Origin of the sequence: Fictibacillus phosphorivorans (assembly GCF_023715845.1) — a bacterium.
GTDB classification, from domain to species: Bacteria; Bacillota; Bacilli; order Bacillales; family Fictibacillaceae; genus Fictibacillus; species Fictibacillus phosphorivorans_D.
The window spans coordinates 16,641-32,961 of sequence record NZ_JAMBOR010000023.1 but is presented as its reverse complement, the minus strand read 5'-3'; the positions used below and the strand labels follow the sequence as shown (position 1 = coordinate 32,961).

Annotated in this window: 22 protein-coding genes; all 22 read left to right on the top strand. The window is 42.6% G+C overall.

Annotated features, from left to right (window positions below):
• Window positions 1–24: 24 nt before the first annotated feature.
• The 22 genes from rpoC (at window position 25) to rpsH (ending at window position 16,306) form a co-directional block, all read left to right on the top strand.
• Window positions 25–3,648, top strand: a complete 3,624-nt coding sequence (gene rpoC, locus M3206_RS15745) for a DNA-directed RNA polymerase subunit beta' (protein ID WP_251313472.1) — start codon at window positions 25–27, stop codon at window positions 3,646–3,648.
• An 84-nt stretch (window positions 3,649–3,732) separates the two neighbouring features.
• Window positions 3,733–3,981, top strand: a complete 249-nt coding sequence (locus tag M3206_RS15740; RefSeq protein WP_251313471.1) for a 50S ribosomal protein L7ae-like protein — start codon at window positions 3,733–3,735, stop codon at window positions 3,979–3,981.
• Window positions 3,982–4,096: 115 nt separating this feature from the next.
• Entirely contained in the window at window positions 4,097–4,519 is a 423-nt protein-coding gene (gene rpsL / locus M3206_RS15735) for a 30S ribosomal protein S12 (protein WP_066237979.1), read from the top strand.
• A gap of 57 nt (window positions 4,520–4,576) precedes the next feature.
• Window positions 4,577–5,047 carry a 30S ribosomal protein S7 gene (gene rpsG, locus M3206_RS15730; protein ID WP_251313470.1) on the top strand — a complete coding sequence of 157 codons (471 nt, stop codon included), beginning with the start codon at window positions 4,577–4,579 and terminating at the stop codon, window positions 5,045–5,047.
• Window positions 5,048–5,121: 74 nt separating this feature from the next.
• A complete protein-coding gene (gene fusA, locus M3206_RS15725; RefSeq protein ID WP_251313469.1) occupies window positions 5,122–7,200 on the top strand; it encodes an elongation factor G in 2,079 nt (692 codons plus the stop codon).
• A gap of 116 nt (window positions 7,201–7,316) precedes the next feature.
• Complete coding sequence (gene tuf, locus M3206_RS15720) at window positions 7,317–8,507, top strand: elongation factor Tu (RefSeq protein WP_251313468.1); 1,191 nt, start codon at window positions 7,317–7,319, stop codon at window positions 8,505–8,507.
• A gap of 746 nt (window positions 8,508–9,253) precedes the next feature.
• A complete protein-coding gene (rpsJ, locus tag M3206_RS15715) occupies window positions 9,254–9,562 on the top strand; it encodes a 30S ribosomal protein S10 (RefSeq protein ID WP_053356198.1) in 309 nt (102 codons plus the stop codon).
• A gap of 53 nt (window positions 9,563–9,615) precedes the next feature.
• The gene (gene rplC / locus M3206_RS15710; protein ID WP_251313467.1) at window positions 9,616–10,254 is read left to right on the top strand and encodes a 50S ribosomal protein L3; all 639 of its coding nucleotides are present in this window, start codon (window positions 9,616–9,618) and stop codon (window positions 10,252–10,254) included.
• 17 nt (window positions 10,255–10,271) lie between these two features.
• On the top strand, window positions 10,272–10,895 hold the full coding sequence (gene rplD, locus M3206_RS15705; protein ID WP_066285532.1) for a 50S ribosomal protein L4: 624 nt from the start codon (window positions 10,272–10,274) through the stop codon (window positions 10,893–10,895).
• On the top strand, window positions 10,895–11,182 hold the full coding sequence (rplW, locus tag M3206_RS15700) for a 50S ribosomal protein L23 (RefSeq protein WP_251313466.1): 288 nt from the start codon (window positions 10,895–10,897) through the stop codon (window positions 11,180–11,182). The genes rplD and rplW overlap by 1 nt, the downstream gene beginning before the upstream one ends.
• A 28-nt stretch (window positions 11,183–11,210) precedes the next feature.
• Entirely contained in the window at window positions 11,211–12,041 is an 831-nt protein-coding gene (rplB, locus tag M3206_RS15695; protein WP_251313465.1) for a 50S ribosomal protein L2, read from the top strand.
• A gap of 57 nt (window positions 12,042–12,098) precedes the next feature.
• Window positions 12,099–12,377 carry a 30S ribosomal protein S19 gene (gene rpsS, locus M3206_RS15690; protein ID WP_066285535.1) on the top strand — a complete coding sequence of 93 codons (279 nt, stop codon included), beginning with the start codon at window positions 12,099–12,101 and terminating at the stop codon, window positions 12,375–12,377.
• A 19-nt stretch (window positions 12,378–12,396) separates the two neighbouring features.
• Window positions 12,397–12,738 carry a 50S ribosomal protein L22 gene (gene rplV, locus M3206_RS15685; protein ID WP_066237948.1) on the top strand — a complete coding sequence of 114 codons (342 nt, stop codon included), beginning with the start codon at window positions 12,397–12,399 and terminating at the stop codon, window positions 12,736–12,738.
• A 3-nt stretch (window positions 12,739–12,741) separates the two neighbouring features.
• Window positions 12,742–13,401 (top strand): 30S ribosomal protein S3, encoded by a 660-nt coding sequence (rpsC, locus tag M3206_RS15680; protein WP_077365518.1) that lies wholly within the window; start codon window positions 12,742–12,744, stop codon window positions 13,399–13,401.
• 2 nt (window positions 13,402–13,403) lie between these two features.
• Window positions 13,404–13,838 carry a 50S ribosomal protein L16 gene (rplP, locus tag M3206_RS15675; protein ID WP_066237943.1) on the top strand — a complete coding sequence of 145 codons (435 nt, stop codon included), beginning with the start codon at window positions 13,404–13,406 and terminating at the stop codon, window positions 13,836–13,838.
• Complete coding sequence (gene rpmC / locus M3206_RS15670) at window positions 13,828–14,031, top strand: 50S ribosomal protein L29 (protein WP_188404466.1); 204 nt, start codon at window positions 13,828–13,830, stop codon at window positions 14,029–14,031. Before rplP ends, rpmC begins: the two co-directional genes overlap by 11 nt.
• Window positions 14,032–14,053: 22 nt before the next feature.
• Entirely contained in the window at window positions 14,054–14,317 is a 264-nt protein-coding gene (rpsQ, locus tag M3206_RS15665) for a 30S ribosomal protein S17 (RefSeq protein ID WP_251313464.1), read from the top strand.
• A gap of 45 nt (window positions 14,318–14,362) precedes the next feature.
• Window positions 14,363–14,731 (top strand): 50S ribosomal protein L14, encoded by a 369-nt coding sequence (gene rplN, locus M3206_RS15660; RefSeq protein WP_066285543.1) that lies wholly within the window; start codon window positions 14,363–14,365, stop codon window positions 14,729–14,731.
• Between the two features lie 56 nt (window positions 14,732–14,787).
• Complete coding sequence (gene rplX / locus M3206_RS15655; RefSeq protein WP_066294477.1) at window positions 14,788–15,099, top strand: 50S ribosomal protein L24; 312 nt, start codon at window positions 14,788–14,790, stop codon at window positions 15,097–15,099.
• 26 nt (window positions 15,100–15,125) lie between these two features.
• Window positions 15,126–15,665, top strand: a complete 540-nt coding sequence (gene rplE, locus M3206_RS15650; protein WP_251313463.1) for a 50S ribosomal protein L5 — start codon at window positions 15,126–15,128, stop codon at window positions 15,663–15,665.
• Between the two features lie 24 nt (window positions 15,666–15,689).
• Window positions 15,690–15,875, top strand: a complete 186-nt coding sequence (gene rpsN, locus M3206_RS15645; RefSeq protein WP_066237928.1) for a 30S ribosomal protein S14 — start codon at window positions 15,690–15,692, stop codon at window positions 15,873–15,875.
• 32 nt (window positions 15,876–15,907) lie between these two features.
• Complete coding sequence (gene rpsH / locus M3206_RS15640) at window positions 15,908–16,306, top strand: 30S ribosomal protein S8 (protein ID WP_066285549.1); 399 nt, start codon at window positions 15,908–15,910, stop codon at window positions 16,304–16,306.
• Window positions 16,307–16,321 lie beyond the last annotated feature (15 nt).

Here is a 16,321-nt window from a genome sequence, read left to right as displayed (position 1 = left end):
GATATCAAAAGGGAGGTACGCTCCTTGATAGACGTAAATAATTTTGAATATATGAAAATTGGTCTTGCTTCACCGGACAAAATCCGGTCGTGGTCAAGAGGGGAAGTTAAGAAACCTGAAACAATCAACTACCGTACACTTAAGCCTGAAAAAGACGGCTTGTTCTGTGAAAGAATTTTCGGTCCTACAAAAGACTGGGAGTGTCATTGCGGAAAGTATAAGCGCGTCCGTTACAAAGGTGTCGTTTGTGACCGCTGTGGTGTTGAAGTAACTAGAGCTAAAGTTCGACGTGACCGTATGGGTCACATCGAACTTGCTGCTCCGGTTTCCCATATTTGGTATTTCAAAGGAATCCCAAGCCGTATGGGTCTTGTTTTGGATATGTCTCCAAGAGCATTAGAGGAAGTTATCTACTTTGCTTCTTACGTTGTTACAGATACAGGCGATACTCCGCTTGAAAAGAAACAATTGCTTTCTGAAAAGGAATACCGCACATACCGTGAAAAGTATGGTAAAGGATTTACTGCCCAAATGGGTGCAGAAGCAATCAAGCGTCTTCTAGAAGATATTGATGCTGAAAAAGAAGTTGATATGCTGAAAGAAGAGCTTAAAACAGCACAAGGACAACGCCGTACGCGTGCGATTAAACGTCTGGAAGTTTTAGAAGCATTCCGTCACTCAGGTAACCAAGCTGACTGGATGATCCTTGAAGTACTTCCTGTAATCCCGCCGGAATTGCGTCCGATGGTTCAACTTGATGGTGGACGTTTTGCTACGTCTGACCTTAACGACCTTTACCGTCGTGTTATCAATCGTAACAACCGTTTGAAGCGTCTATTAGACTTAGGTGCTCCTAACATTATCGTTCAAAATGAAAAACGTATGCTTCAAGAAGCAGTTGATGCTTTAATCGATAATGGCCGTCGTGGCCGTCCTGTTACTGGACCAGGAAACCGTCCGCTTAAATCACTTTCACACATGCTGAAAGGGAAGCAAGGTCGTTTCCGTCAAAACTTACTTGGTAAGCGTGTTGACTACTCTGGTCGTTCGGTTATTGTTGTAGGTCCGAACTTGAAGATGTATCAATGCGGTCTTCCAAAAGAGATGGCACTTGAATTATTCAAGCCGTTTGTTATGAAAGAGCTCGTATCAAAAGGTCTTGCTCATAATATCAAGAGTGCTAAACGTAAGGTTGAACGTGTTCAGCCTGAAGTCTGGGATGTTTTAGAAGAAGTTATCCGTGAACATCCAGTATTGCTAAACCGTGCTCCTACACTTCACAGACTTGGTATTCAAGCATTTGAACCAACTCTAGTTGAAGGACGCGCGATTCGTCTTCACCCGCTCGTATGTACAGCTTATAACGCTGACTTCGATGGTGACCAAATGGCGGTCCACGTACCTTTATCAGCAGAAGCACAAGCAGAAGCTCGCATCCTAATGCTTGCTGCACAAAACATCTTGAACCCGAAAGATGGTAAGCCGGTAGTAACACCTTCACAGGATATGGTATTAGGTAACTATTACCTAACTTTAGAACGTGCAGGAGCTATTGGTGAAGGTTCAGTGTTTAAAGACATTAACGAAGCGATCATCGCTTACGAAAACGGATATGTTCATCTGCACACGAGAATCGCGGTGCCGGTATCGAGTCTTAATAAAGAATCGTTCACTGAAGAACAGCAATCCAAGCTTCTTATGACAACTGTAGGTAAATTGTTGTTTAACGAGATCCTGCCACCGTCATTCCCTTACATCAATGAGCCGACAACGACGAACCTTCAAGTGAAAACACCTGAAAAGTATCTCTTAGATCCGGCTTCTAATGTAAAAGAAGAAATTCAAAAGCATGATGAGATTGTTCCTTTCAAGAAAGGTATTCTTGGAAAAATAATCGCTGAAGTCTTCAAACGCTTTAAGATTACAGAAACGTCTAAAATGCTTGACCGCATGAAAGACTTAGGATTTAAATATTCAACCCGTGCTGGTATTACAATCGGTGTTTCTGACATTGTCGTATTACCTGAAAAGCAAGTGATCCTTTCAGCTGCTGAAGAAAAAGTAACGAACGTTACGAAGCAATTCAGACGTGGTTTGATCACAGAAGACGAGCGTTACGAGCGTGTCATCAATATCTGGAGTTCCGCGAAAGACGAAATTCAGAATAAATTGATGGGTACACTTGATAAGCGCAACCCGATCTTTATGATGAGTGACTCCGGTGCCCGTGGTAACGCATCTAACTTTACACAGCTTGCTGGTATGCGTGGTCTGATGGCCAACCCGGCTGGTAAAATCATTGAGCTTCCGATCAAATCAAGTTTCCGTGAAGGACTAACAGTACTCGAGTACTTTATCTCTACTCACGGAGCCCGTAAAGGTCTTGCCGATACAGCTCTTAAAACAGCTGACTCAGGTTACCTTACTCGTCGACTTGTTGACGTTGCCCAAGATGTTATTGTGCGTGAAGATGACTGCGGAACTGACCGCGGCTTAGAAGTTGCAGCGATTAAAGAAGGCAACGAAGTTATCGAACCGCTTCACGAGCGTTTAATTGGACGTACAGCTTATAAAAAAGTGTACCATCCTGAAACAAAAGAAATCCTTGCAGATGTTAACCAATTGATTACAGAAGATATGGCTGCTCAAATCGAAGAAGTAGGCGTAAAAGCTGTAACCATTCGATCTGTATTTACTTGTGACACACGTCACGGTGTATGTAAAAAATGTTATGGACGTAACCTTGCGACAGGCTCTGACGTCGAAGTTGGGGAGTCTGTTGGAATCATCGCTGCACAATCCATCGGTGAACCAGGTACACAGCTTACAATGCGTACCTTCCATACCGGGGGAGTAGCAGGAGACGATATCACACAAGGTCTTCCGCGTATCCAAGAATTGTTCGAAGCACGTAACCCGAAAGGTCAAGCTGTTATTTCTGAGCTTGAAGGAACGGTTGTCAGCGTAAACGACAATAAAGATAAGCGTGAAGTAATCGTTCAAGGTGAAATTGAATCAAGATCTTATACTATTCCATTTGGCGCTCGTATTAAGGTTGCTGAAGGTGATAAGGTCGTTGCAGGTCAAGTATTGACTGAAGGTTCGATTGATCCGAAAGAATTAATCAAAGTCCGCGGCGCAGAAGGCGTTCAGGAATACCTATTGCGTGAGGTACAGAAAGTTTACCGTATGCAAGGGGTAGAAATCGGAGATAAGCACGTAGAAGTAATGGTACGCCAAATGCTTCGTAAAGTGCGCATCATTGATTCCGGTGATTCTCAAGTGCTTCCGGGTGCTCTTATGGACATCCATAACTTTACGGATGTTAACCGAAGTGTTCTACTTGAAGGCGGAACTCCTGCTACAGGACGTCCAGTTCTTCTGGGTATCACAAAAGCATCACTTGAAACTGAATCGTTCTTATCTGCTGCATCTTTCCAAGAGACAACAAGAGTTCTTACAGACGCTGCGATCAAAGGTAAGCGTGATGAATTACTTGGTCTTAAGGAAAACGTTATTATCGGTAAGCTGATTCCAGCTGGAACGGGGATGAACCGTTACAGAAACATCGGTATGAACTCACCGGTAGTTGAAGAAGAGAACGGTGAAGAGGCTGAGCTGCCAACAGAACTTGTTTCTCAAGATTAATAAATGAAATGTTGACATCGGGAGTGCATCGGTGATATTATTACGGATGTGCTCCTAAGAATTGTTACTTTGGAGGATATTCGTATGTCTTATGAAAAAGTGACACAGGCTTCTGAAATTATCGTAGGTACTAAGCAAACAATCAAAGCTTTACAAAACGGCGAGGTCAAAGAGCTGGTCGTTGCGGAAGATGCCGATTTTCGGGTGACGAGCAAAGTCTTGCAGATTGCCGAGGAAAAGCTAGTTCCAATCGTAAAGGTTGATTCCATGAAAAAGCTTGGAAAAGCATGCGGTATAGATGTCGGGGCCGCAACTGTTGCGATAAAAGGATAAAATATCTGTTTTTGCGATGAGCATTGCTTAACGCTCCGCTCGCAAAAACTTTCTTTTGTCCTAAAATGAACCACCTGGGTCGGTGGTATTACAAGACAAGAGAGGAGGAACTAAAATGCCTACAATTAACCAACTCGTTCGCAAAGGTCGTGTTTCTAAAACTAAGAAATCTGACTCACCTGCATTGAACAAAGGTTACAACAGCTTCAAGAAGTCCCAAACTAACGTTTCATCTCCGCAAAAGCGTGGAGTTTGTACACGTGTTGGTACTATGACTCCTAAGAAGCCGAACTCGGCGCTACGTAAGTATGCTCGTGTTCGTTTAACTAACGGAATCGAAGTTACAGCTTACATTCCTGGTATCGGCCACAACCTTCAAGAGCACAGTGTTGTTCTTATCCGTGGAGGACGTGTAAAAGATTTACCGGGGGTACGTTACCACATCGTTCGTGGTGCTTTGGATACAGCTGGTGTTACTAACCGTATGCAAGGTCGTTCTAAATACGGAACGAAACGTCCAAAAGAAGCTAAGAAATAATATGGATTTTCATGGATTTTCGAAATAAATTACAACTACAGGAAAGGAGGGGACCACATGCCACGTAAAGGACCTGTTGCTCGTCGTGATGTGTTACCTGATCCAATTTACAAGTCTAAGCTTGTAACTCGTCTAATCAACAAAATTATGATTGACGGTAAGAGAGGGGTAGCTCAAACAATCTTGTACAATGCGTTCGATATCATTAAAGAACGTACGAACCAAGATCCTATGGAAGTGTTTGAACAAGCTCTTAAAAATATCATGCCAGTTCTTGAAGTACGTGCACGCCGTGTTGGTGGTGCTAACTACCAAGTACCGGTTGAAGTTCGCCCTGAGCGTCGTACAACTTTAGGACTTCGTTATTTAACGAACTACTCTCGTCTTCGCGGAGAAAAGACAATGGAAGAACGTCTTGCGAACGAGATCATGGATGCTGCAAACAACACTGGTGCTTCTGTTAAGAAGCGTGAAGATATGCACAAAATGGCTGAAGCGAACAAAGCGTTTGCTCACTACCGTTGGTAAAATCATAGGGGCAGTTCTCGGACTGTCTCTAATACACTATAAAAATTCCTTTGCATAAGGAAGGAGAGAAATTCATGGCTAGAGAATTCTCCTTACAAAATACTCGTAATATCGGTATCATGGCTCACATCGATGCTGGTAAAACAACGACTACTGAACGTGTACTTTATTATACTGGCCGTATCCACAAAATCGGTGAAACTCATGAAGGGGCTTCACAAATGGACTGGATGGAGCAGGAACAAGAGCGCGGAATCACGATTACTTCCGCTGCGACAACTGCTCAATGGAAAGGTCATCGTATCAACATCATTGATACACCAGGACACGTAGACTTTACAGTTGAAGTAGAACGTTCATTACGTGTATTAGACGGAGCGGTTGCTGTACTTGATGCTCAATCAGGTGTAGAACCACAAACAGAAACTGTATGGCGTCAAGCGACTACTTATGGGGTTCCCCGTGTAGTATTCGTAAACAAAATGGATAAGATTGGTGCGGATTTCTTATACTCCGTAAAAACGATCCATGAACGTCTTGGTGCTAACGCACATCCGATCCAATTACCGATCGGTGCGGAAGACCAATTCGAAGCGATCATCGACTTAGTTGAAATGAAAGCTGTATTCTACGGAAACGACCTTGGTACTGATATCGAAGTTCGTGACATCCCGGAAGAACACATGCCTTTAGCTGAAGAATACCGTGGAAAACTTATTGAAGCGGTAGCTGAGCTAGACGAAGAAATGATGATGAAGTACTTAGAAGGTGAAGAGATTACAAAAGAAGAACTTAAAGCGGGTATTCGTCAAGGTACTTGTAACGTTGAGTTCTACCCAGTAATCTGTGGATCTGCGTTTAAGAACAAAGGTGTTCAGCTAATGCTTGACTCTGTTCTTGACTATCTTCCATCACCATTAGATGTACCTGCAATCAAAGGTACATTACCAGATTCAGAAGAAGAAGTAACTCGCGAATCAAGTGACGATGCTCCGTTCTCTGCACTTGCATTTAAAGTTATGACTGACCCTTATGTTGGTAAGTTAACTTTCTTCCGTGTTTACTCTGGTACTCTAAACTCTGGATCCTACGTACAGAACTCTACTAAAGGAAAGCGCGAGCGTATTGGACGTATTCTTCAAATGCACGCAAACTCCCGTGAAGAGATCTCTACTGTATACGCTGGAGATATCGCAGCTGCTGTAGGTCTTAAAGATACTACAACTGGTGATACACTATGTGAGGAAAAGAGCCTTGTTATCTTAGAATCCATGGTATTCCCTGAGCCGGTTATCTCACTATCTATCGAGCCGAAGTCTAAAGCAGACCAAGACAAGATGGGTATGGCGCTTGCTAAGCTTGCTGAAGAAGATCCAACATTCCGTACTGAAACAAACGAAGAAACTGGACAAACGATCATTGCAGGTATGGGTGAACTTCACCTTGATATCCTAGTTGACCGTATGCGCCGCGAATTCAAGGTAGACGCTAACGTGGGTGCTCCTCAGGTTGCTTACCGTGAAACAATTCGCCAAGCAGCAAAAGTTGAAGGTAAATTCGTTCGTCAGTCTGGTGGTCGTGGACAATACGGTCACGTTTGGATTGAATTCGAGCCAGGTGAAGAAGGATCTGGATTCGTATTTGAAAACAAAATCGTTGGTGGGGTAGTTCCTCGTGAATACATCCCTGCTGTACAAGCTGGTATTGAAGAATCCATGAAAAACGGTATGCTTGCTGGATTCCCATTATTGGACCTTAAAGCTACTATCGTTGATGGATCATACCATGATGTTGACTCCAACGAAATGGCGTTTAAGATTGCCGGTTCAATGGCACTTAAGAACGCAAAAGCAAAATGTGACCCTGCAATTCTTGAGCCGATCATGAAAGTTGAAGTAACGGTTCCTGAAGAGTACATGGGAGACATTATGGGTGACGTAACTTCACGTCGTGGACGTGTTGAAGGTATGGAAGCTCGCGGTAACGCACAGATCGTTAAGGCGATGGTTCCACTTGCTGAGATGTTCGGTTATGCAACTAGTTTGCGTTCTCGTACACAAGGCCGTGGTACTTACTCTATGCACTTCGACCACTACGAAGAAGTACCGAAGTCGATTTCAGAAGAAATCATTAAAAAAGCAACTGGAGCTTAATCTCCCCGGTTGTAAGTAACACCAAATTCATGTAATCTAAAATGGGCGGTACAAACTGCTTGTTTTAAATAAAAAAATCTACTATATGTAAACATATTTAAGGAGGAATCTTTCTCATGGCTAAAGAGAAATTCGATCGTTCCAAAACGCATGCTAACATTGGTACTATCGGTCACGTTGACCATGGTAAAACAACTTTAACAGCTGCTATCTCTACTGTTCTTGCAAAGAAAAACGGTAAAGGTGTAGCGATGGCTTATGACCAAATCGACGGTGCTCCAGAAGAGCGCGAGCGTGGTATCACAATCTCAACTGCACACGTTGAGTACGAAACTGACACTCGTCACTATGCACACGTTGACTGCCCAGGACATGCTGACTATGTTAAGAACATGATCACTGGTGCAGCACAAATGGATGGTGGGATCCTAGTAGTATCTGCTGCTGACGGCCCAATGCCACAAACTCGTGAGCACATCCTTCTTTCTCGTCAAGTAGGTGTACCTTACCTTGTTGTATTCTTGAACAAGTGTGACATGGTTGATGACGAAGAATTATTAGAACTAGTTGAAATGGAAGTTCGTGACCTTCTTTCTGAGTACGATTTCCCTGGAGACGATGTTCCTGTAATCAAAGGTTCTGCTCTTAAAGCTCTTGAAGGAGATGCTGATTGGGAAGCTAAAATCTATGAACTTATGGACGCTGTAGATAGCTACATCCCAACTCCTCCACGTGACACTGAAAAGCCATTCATGATGCCAGTTGAGGATGTATTCTCAATCACTGGTCGTGGTACGGTTGCTACTGGACGTGTTGAGCGTGGACAAGTTAAAGTTGGTGACGTAGTTGAGATCCTAGGTCTTACTGAAGAGCCAAAATCAACAACTGTAACAGGTGTTGAAATGTTCCGTAAGCTTCTTGACTATGCTGAAGCTGGTGACAACATTGGTGCACTTCTTCGTGGGGTTTCCCGTGACGATGTTGAGCGTGGACAAGTTCTTGCTAAGCCAGGTACTGTTAAAGCTCACACTAAGTTCAAATCAGAAGTATACGTTCTTTCAAAAGAAGAGGGTGGACGTCACACTCCATTCTTCTCTAACTACCGTCCTCAGTTCTACTTCCGTACAACTGACGTAACTGGTATCATCCAACTTCCTGAAGGCGTTGAAATGGTAATGCCTGGAGATAACGTTGAGATGACTGTAGAACTAATCGCTCCAATCGCTATCGAAGAAGGAACTAAGTTCTCTATTCGTGAAGGTGGACGTACAGTTGGTGCAGGTGTAGTTGCAACAATCCAAGAGTAGTCTTTGACTGCTTCTATAGAAAAAGCACCCTCCAAATGGAGAGTGCTTTTTCTTTACATATTTATATGCTATCAAAGAAATACAATTCGAATGAGGAAATAAAAATTAGTAAACCAATAATCAAAGTAAGTATGATTGTGTAGTATTAACTCCATAATTTTAATGATTTATCATTAATCTCACGTTAATTAAGAAAATCCCTCGATAGTAAGACACAATCCCACGAAAAAATAAAAGAATCCCACGAAATATAAAAGATAACCACGAGTCGACAAATTGTAACTATACCCCAACAATCCTAAAGTCTAAGTAAGCATCCATCTCTCAGTCAATAAATCCTTCCTATATATATAGAAGAAACACATCTGTTTTAATAAAACACAAATCCAGCAGATCAACCACAACAAGCACAAATCCTTTATCTAGCACTCCATCGGCAGCTTCACATATAAAACAATTCTTTATATAGAAGAAACACATTCATATGAATAAAAGAAGAAAAAGGAAGTTGAAATCCGTGCATAAAGTCTCTATAATAGGAAAAGTGCGATTAACAATAAATAAATGCAAATAAAACTTGCATTAGGTATTGTTTTTCTCTATAATGAGTAATGTTGGTCATTCACTGCGATGATTCGGAAGGTTGCTGACACACCAGGCCCCTTTGCCATGGCTGGTGACATCAGGTTGAATTTCCGTGGAGCAATGTCTGTTTATCAAAATAGGCGAATAAAGGAGGGAAAATAATGGCAAAGCAAAAGATTCGTATCCGTTTAAAGGCGTATGATCACAGAATTCTTGATCAATCTGCTGAAAAAATCGTTGAAACTGCTAAGCGTTCAGGAGCAAAGGTATCAGGTCCAATCCCACTACCTACTGAGAAAGCGATCTACACGATCCTTCGTGCGGTTCATAAGTACAAGGACTCTCGTGAGCAGTTCGAAATGCGTACTCATAAGCGCTTGATCGACATTATCGAGCCAACACCACAAACTGTTGATTCATTAATGCGTTTGGATCTACCGTCTGGTGTAGACATCGAAATTAAACTATAATTTCACGTTTGCTTTATATAATTTATTTTACTTATTAATAGGAGGTGTGACGAATGACCAAAGGAATCTTAGGTAAAAAAATTGGTATGACTCAAGTTTTCGCTGAAAACGGAGATCTTATCCCAGTTACTGTAGTAGAAGTAACTCCTAACGTTGTTCTTCAAAAGAAATCCGTAGAAAGCGATGGCTATGAAGCTATCCAGCTTGGATTTGACGATAGAAAAGAATCTCGTACTAACAAGCCGCAAGCAGGTCATGCTGCTAAAGCTAGCACGAGCCCTAAGCGCTACGTTAAGGAATTCCGCAATGTTGATGCAGCGGGATACGAAGTTGGTCAGGAAGTCAAGGTAGATATTTTTGCAGAAGGTGACGCTGTAGACGTTACTGGTACATCTAAAGGAAAAGGATTCCAAGGTGTTATCAAACGTCACGGGCAATCACGCGGGCCAATGAGCCACGGTTCCCGTTACCACCGTCGTCCTGGTTCAATGGGTGCAGTTGACCCTAACCGTGTTTTCAAAGGGAAAGCATTACCTGGACGTACTGGCGGAGATACAGTAACTGTACAAAACTTAGAAGTTGTAAGAGTTGATACAGAACGTAATCTTCTATTGATCAAAGGTAACGTACCTGGAGCGAAAAAGAGCTACGTTACAATTAACTCTGCTGTTAAAGCAAAGGATGCTAAATAAGGAAGGAGGACAATCTGATGCCAAAAGTAGCATTATTTAAACAAGATGGTACTCAAGCTGGCGATATCGAATTAAACGATTCCGTTTTCGGTATTGAACCAAATAAAAGCGTGCTTTTCGACGCTGTTATTATGCAGCAAGCATCACAGCGCCAAGGAACACATGATGTAAAGAACCGTTCCGAAGTTGCTGGTGGTGGACGCAAGCCATGGAAACAGAAAGGTACTGGACGTGCTCGTCAAGGATCTATCCGTTCTCCACAATGGGTTGGCGGTGGAGTGGTTTTTGGACCAACACCAAGAAGCTATTCTTACAAATTACCTAAGAAGGTTCGTCGCTTAGCTATTAAATCAGCGCTATCTTCTAAGGTTCTAGATAACGACTTGATCGTTTTAGAAGGACTTGCATTTGATGCTCCTAAAACAAAGGAAATGAAGCAAGTGCTTGCAAATCTATCCGCAGATCGTAAAGCATTAGTTGTAACGGCTGATTACAATGACGCTGTTGCATTATCTGCACGTAACATCCCTGGCGTAACAGTTGTTACGGCAAACGGCGTTAGTGTTCTTGACGTGTTAAATCACGACAAGCTTCTTATGACTAAAGACGCTGTGGAAAAAGTAGGGGAGGTGCTCGCATAATGGAAGCTCGTGATGTGATTAAGCGCCCCGTTATTACAGAGCGTTCTACTGAAATAATGGCTGACAAAAAATACACGTTCGAAGTAAATCCTCGTGCTACTAAGACTCAAATCAAAGGTGCACTAGAAGAAATCTTTGGCGTAGAAGTACAATCAGTTAACACTGCAAACTACAAAGGTAAGTTCAAGCGTGTAGGCCGTCATACTGGTTATACAGCTAAACGTAAAAAAGCAGTAGTTACACTAACTCCAGATAGCAAAGAACTCGACTTTTTTGAAGGAGTTTAAAAAGAACTCGTAAAGGAGGGAAATTACAATGGGTATCAAAAAGTTTAAACCGACAACTAACGGTCGTCGTAACATGTCTCAGCTTGACTTTGCTGAAATCACGACTGACCAGCCAGAAAAATCCTTGCTTGCTCCTCTTAGCAAAAAAGCTGGGCGTAACAACCAAGGTAGACTAACTGTTCGTCACCAAGGTGGTGGACACAAGCGTAAGTATCGTATTATCGATTTCAAACGTAACAAAGATGGAATACTAGGACGCGTTGCTACAATCGAGTACGATCCAAACCGTACAGCAAACATCGCTCTAATCCATTACGCAGATGGTGAAAAGCGTTATATCCTAGCTCCTAAAGGAATTAAGGTTGGACAAGAGATCATGTCTGGTCCTGAAGCTGACATCAAGGTAGGTAATGCTTTACCGTTAGCAAACATTCCTGTAGGTTCTACAATTCATAACATCGAACTTAAGCCTGGTAAAGGTGGACAATTAGCTCGTTCAGCTGGTGCTGAAGCTCAACTTCTAGGTAAAGAAGAAAAGTACGCGCTAGTTCGTCTAGGTTCTGGTGAAGTTCGCATGATCTTGCTTACTTGCCGTGCAACGCTCGGTCAAGTTGGTAACTTAGAGCATGAACTAGTAAGCGTTGGTAAAGCAGGTCGTTCTCGTTGGAAGGGTATCCGCCCAACAGTTCGTGGTTCTGTAATGAACCCTAACGATCACCCACACGGTGGTGGTGAAGGACGCGCTCCAATCGGACGTAAATCACCAATGTCTCCATGGGGTAAACCAACTCTTGGATATAAAACTCGTAAGAAAAACAGCCAAACTGACAAGTACATTGTACGTCGTCGCAAAAAATAATGTGATTGTCCTACGGTTCAATCGAGCCGTAGCGCAAACACAAAGGGAGGTTCTCAAATGGGTCGCAGTTTGAAAAAAGGGCCTTTTGTAGATGACCACTTGATGAAAAAGGTCGAGGCACTTAATGAATCTAACGACAAGAAAGTAGTTAAAACTTGGTCTCGTCGTTCTACGATTTTCCCTGACTTCATCGGTCACACAATCGCTGTTTATGATGGTCGTAAGCACGTGCCGGTATATGTAACTGAAGATATGGTCGGACACAAGCTAGGTGAATTCGCACCTACTCGTACTTACAAAGGCCATGCAGCTGATGATAAGAAAACTAGACGTTAATTGAGGGGAGGTACACAAAATGGAAGCAAAAGCAATTGCTAAACAAGTGCGTATTGCTCCTCGTAAAGCTCGTATCGTTATCGACTTGATTCGAGGCAAGCAAGTAGGTGAAGCACTTGCGATTCTACGTTTGACGCCTAAAGCAGCTTCTCCTGTTATCGAAAAGGTGCTTAAGTCTGCTATCGCAAACGCAGAACACAACTATGAAATGGAACCGAACAACTTAGTGATTAAGCAAGCGTTCGTTGATGAAGGAATTACTCTTAAGAGATTCCGTCCACGTGCTATGGGTCGTGCAAGCCGTATCAACAAACGTACTAGCCACATCACAATCGTTGTTTCTGAAAAGAAGGAGGGTTAAGACGTGGGTCAAAAAGTAAATCCAACAGGTCTACGTATTGGCGTCATCCGTGACTGGGATTCTAAATGGTACGCAGAAAAGGATTACGCTAATCTTTTACATGAAGACATTAAGATCCGTTCTTATATTGAAAAGCGTCTAAAAGATGCTGCTGTATCTGGTATCGAGATCGAACGTGCAGCTAATCGTGTAAATATCACAATCAAAACAGCTAAGCCAGGAATGGTTATCGGTAAAGGCGGATCTGAAGTTGAAGCACTTCGTAAAGCTCTTAACGATATGACTGGCAAGCGAGTTCATGTTAATATCTTTGAAATCAAACAAGCAGACGTTGATGCTAAGCTAGTAGCTGAAAACATCGCTCGTCAACTTGAAAACCGTGTATCTTTCCGTCGTGCAATGAAGCAGGCGATCCAACGTGCAATGCGTATGGGTGCGAAAGGTATCAAAACTCAAGTATCAGGCCGTCTTGGCGGAGCTGATATCGCTCGTTCTGAACATTATAGTGAAGGTACTGTTCCTCTTCACACACTTCGTGCAGATATCGACTACGGTACTGCTGAAGCAGACACAACTTACGGTAAGCTAGGAATTAAAATCTGGATTTATCGTGGTGAGGTCCTTCCAACAAGAGGAACGAAAAAAGAGGAAGGAGGCAAATAATTATGTTATTGCCAAAACGTGTTAAATATCGTCGTGAACACCGCGGTAAAATGCGTGGGAACGCTAAAGGCGGTACAGAAGTTCATTTCGGAGAATTCGGTTTACAAGCTCTAGAAGCTAGCTGGATTACTAACCGTCAGATCGAAGCTGCTCGTATTGCGATGACTCGTTATATGAAGCGTGGCGGTAAAGTATGGATCAAAATTTTCCCTTCTAAGCCTTACACTGCAAAGCCTCTAGAAGTCCGAATGGGTTCCGGTAAAGGTGCTCCTGAAGGATGGGTAGCAGTTGTTAAGCCAGGAAAAGTTATGTTTGAAATCGCTGGTGTCTCTGAAGAAGTGGCACGCGAAGCGTTGCGTCTTGCAGCACACAAGCTTCCTGTAAAATGTAAGTTTGTTAAACGCGAAGAAGTGGGTGGTGACACAAATGAAGGCTAATGAAATTCGTAACCTGACCACTGCAGAAGTTGAACAAAAAGCAAAAGCACTTAAAGAAGAGCTTTTTAACCTTCGTTTCCAACTAGCGACAGGTCAACTAGAAAACCCGGCCCGCATTCGTGAAGTTCGTAAAGCAATTGCCCGTGCAAAAACGGTTTTACGTGAAAGAGAGCTTGGGATTACTAACGGTTAATTCTTGAGAGGAGGTTCGCACAATGAGTGAACGTAACCAGCGCAAGGTGTACACTGGTCGTGTTGTTTCTGACAAGATGGACAAAACGATTACAGTACTTGTAGAGACATACAAGACACACTCTTTATACAACAAGCGCGTTAAATACTCTAAAAAGTTAAAAGCGCATGATGAAAATAACACTGCTAAGATCGGTGACGTCGTTAAGATTATGGAAACGCGTCCGCTTTCTAAAGATAAGCGATTCCGTTTAGTAGAAGTTGTTCAAGAAGCAGTAATTATTTAATAAATTGTTCGGATTATACTCATATCCGAAAGGAGGTCCATTCGCATGATTCAACAAGAATCCCGTTTAAGAGTAGCTGATAACTCTGGTGCGAAAGAGCTACTTTGCATTAAAGTTCTTGGTGGTTCTGGTCGTAAGTACGCTAACATTGGTGACATTATCGTTTGTTCGGTTAAGTCCGCAACACCAGGTGGCGTTGTTAAGAAAGGTGACGTTGTTAAAGCGGTAGTGGTACGTTCTAAGCGTGGTATGCGCCGTAATGACGGATCTTACATCCGCTTTGATGAGAACGCGGCTGTAATCGTAAAGGATGATAAAGGTCCTCGAGGAACTCGTATCTTCGGACCTGTAGCACGTGAACTTCGTGATAAGCAATTTATGAAAATCGTTTCTCTTGCTCCAGAAGTTCTTTAATATATTTACTAGCAAGGCTCTTATTGTCTTGTAAGGAGGTGCAACTCACAATGCCATTGCATGTGAAAAAAGGCGATAAAGTTCAAGTAATTTCAGGCAAGGATAAAGGCAAACAAGGGGTGATCCTTGAAGCTTATCCGAAGCTTAACCGAGTGCTTGTTGAAGGCGTAAACGTTGTTAAGAAACACGCAAAACCTTCTCAGGCTAACCCGCAAGGCGGAATCCTTAGCCAAGAAGCACCAATTCATGCTTCTAACGTAATGCCTCTTGACCCTAAAACTGGTGCCCCTACTCGTGTAGGCTACAATGTAGTTGATGGGAAAAAAGTTCGTGTGGCCAAAAAATCTGGTGAAACCCTAGATAAATAAGTCTCAGAGTGAAAGGAGGACACATAATGAACCGTCTACAAGAGCGATATAAAAAAGAGATCTTACCATCTCTAATGGAAAAATTTAATTACACTTCAGTAATGCAAGCACCGAAGATCGAAAAAATCGTTATCAACATGGGTGTTGGTGAAGCAGTTTCCAACTCTAAAGTTTTAGATACAGCAGTAGAGGAACTTACAGCGATCGCTGGTCAAAAGCCTGTGATTACTCGCGCTAAGAAGTCCATCGCTGGATTTAAGCTTCGTGAAGGTATGCCGATCGGATCAAAAGTTACACTTCGCGGAGAGCGTATGTATGATTTCCTTGATAAATTGATCAGTGTTTCACTTCCACGTGTTCGTGACTTCCGTGGGGTTTCTAAGAAATCTTTCGACGGTCGCGGTAACTACACACTAGGTGTTAAAGAACAGTTGATCTTCCCTGAGATCGATTATGATAAAGTAAACAAAGTTCGCGGAATGGACATCGTTATTGTAACGACTGCGAACACTGACGAAGAAGCTCGTGAGCTTCTAACACAAGTCGGAATGCCATTCCAAAAATAACCTTTAGCCAAAGGAGGTTTACCCGTGGCAAAGAAGTCAATGATTGCTAAGCAACAACGCAAGCAAAAGTTCCAAGTGCAAGAGTACACGCGCTGTGAACGTTGCGGGCGTCCTCATTCAGTAATCCGCAAGTTCAAATTGTGCCGTATTTGTTTCAGAGAACTTGCTTACAAAGGTCAAATTCCTGGCGTTAAAAAAGCCAGCTGGTAATACCCTGAAAAAAGGGAAGGAGGTAACTAGTAATGGTTATGACAGATCCAATTGCAGATATGCTTACTCGCATCCGCAACGCTAACACTGTTCGTCACGATAAATTGGAGCTTCCTGCTTCTAATATGAAAAAAGAAATCGCAGAAATCCTAAAGCGTGAAGGTTTTGTTCGCGATGTGGAGTATGTAGAGGATAGCAAACAAGGAATGATTCGTATCTTCCTTAAGTACGGTTCTAACAATGAGCGTGTAATCTCAGGTCTTAAGCGTATCTCAAAGCCTGGTTTACGTGTTTATGCAAAATCAAGTGAACTTCCACGTGTTCTTGGAGGACTTGGAATTGCAATCGTATCTACATCTAAAGGCATTATGACTGATAAAGAAGCTCGCCAATCACAAATGGGCGGCGAAGTACTAGCGTACGTTTGGTAATAAATAGCGAATGGA